The organism is Mycobacterium sp. KBS0706 (assembly GCF_005938675.2).
GTDB lineage: Bacteria > Pseudomonadota > Alphaproteobacteria > DSM-16000 > Inquilinaceae > Inquilinus.
Map to the genome: position 1 here is coordinate 1 of NZ_VCCH02000270.1, position 1,459 is coordinate 1,459.

At 70.2% G+C, this 1,459-nt stretch carries 1 protein-coding gene and 1 pseudogene; both read left to right on the top strand.

What is annotated here, in order from left to right; genetic code table 11:
* Positions 1–980 (top strand): DapH/DapD/GlmU-related protein (locus FFK22_RS41745; RefSeq protein ID WP_143956999.1); only part of this gene is annotated, 980 nt, incomplete at its 5' end.
* Positions 980–1,459: pseudogene (locus FFK22_RS41750) on the top strand (glutamine--fructose-6-phosphate aminotransferase); the annotation flags it as partial. The gene FFK22_RS41745 and the pseudogene FFK22_RS41750, both read left to right, overlap by 1 nt.

The following is a 1,459-nucleotide window of genomic DNA, read 5'->3' on the forward strand; positions in this document are numbered from 1 at the left end:
TGGTGCTGGGCATGCGCCCGGCCGACCCGCTGCAATATGGCCGGCTGGTGCTGACCGGCGATGGCGGCCTCGACCGCATCGTCGAATTTTCCGAGGCCAGCCCGGACGAGCGCCGGATCGGGCTGTGCAACGCCGGCATCATGACCTTCGACGGCCGCCGCCTGCCGGAGCTGATCGGCGCGCTGACGGCCGACAACGCCAAGGGCGAGTTCTTCCTGACCGACACGGTCGCGGCCGCCCGCGCCCGTGGCTGGGCCTGCAGCGTGGTCGAAGGCGACCATGCCGAGGTGCTGGGCATCAACTCCCGGGTCGAGCTGGCCGAGGCCGAGGCGATCCTGCAGGACCGGCTGCGCCGCCACGCCATGCTCGAGGGTGCGACGCTGGTCGACCCGAAGACCGTCTGGTTCTCCGCCGACACCAGGGTCGGCCGGGACGTGGTGATCGGCCCGTCGACCTTCTTCGGCCGCGGCGTCACGATCGAGGACGGGGTCGAGATCCTGGGCTTCTGCCACATCGAGGGGGCGACGATCCGCGCTGGCGCCCGGATCGGGCCTTTCGCCCGGATGCGGCCGACCACGGTGGTGGGCGAGGGGGCGCATATCGGCAATTTCGTCGAGCTGAAGGCGGCCGACCTCGCCGCCGGGGCCAAGGCCAACCACCTGACCTATCTCGGCGACGTCTCGGTCGGCGCGAAGAGCAATATCGGCGCCGGCACCATCGTCTCGAATTACGACGGCTACAACAAGTTCCGCACCAGCATCGGCGCCGAGGTCTTCGTCGGCTCCGACACCGTGCTGGTGGCGCCGGTGACGGTCGGCGACCGCTCCAACATCGCCGCCGGCAGCGTCATCACCCGCGATGTGGCGCCCGACGCGCTGGCGATCGGCCGCGCCCGGCAGGAGGACAAGCCGGGCTGGGCGCCCGGCTATCGCGAGAAGAAGAAGGCTGAGAAGGCCAAGCGTGCGCAGGAGAAGGGCTGATGTGCGGCATCGTCGGCATCGTCGGGACGCAGCCGGTCGCGTCCCGCCTGGTCGAGGCGCTGAAGCGCCTGGAATATCGCGGTTATGATTCCGCCGGCATCGCCACCCTGGTCGACGGTCGGATCGAGCGCCGCCGCGCCGAAGGCAAGCTGGTCCATCTCGAGGCTCGGCTCGGCGAGGCGCCGATCGACGGCACCATCGGCATCGGCCATACCCGCTGGGCGACCCATGGCCGGCCGACCGAAAACAACGCCCATCCGCACGCGACCGGCCGGGTCGCGATCGTGCACAACGGCATCATCGAGAATTTCCGCGAGCTGCGCCGCGAGCTCGAGGGCCATGGCCATGTCTTCGCCACCGAGACCGATTCCGAGATCGTTGCCCATCTGGTCAGCCACTATCTCGACCGGCAGATGGCGCCGCGCGAGGCCAGCGCCGCGGCCCTGAAGCGGCTGGAGGGCGCCTTCGCCCTGGCCTTC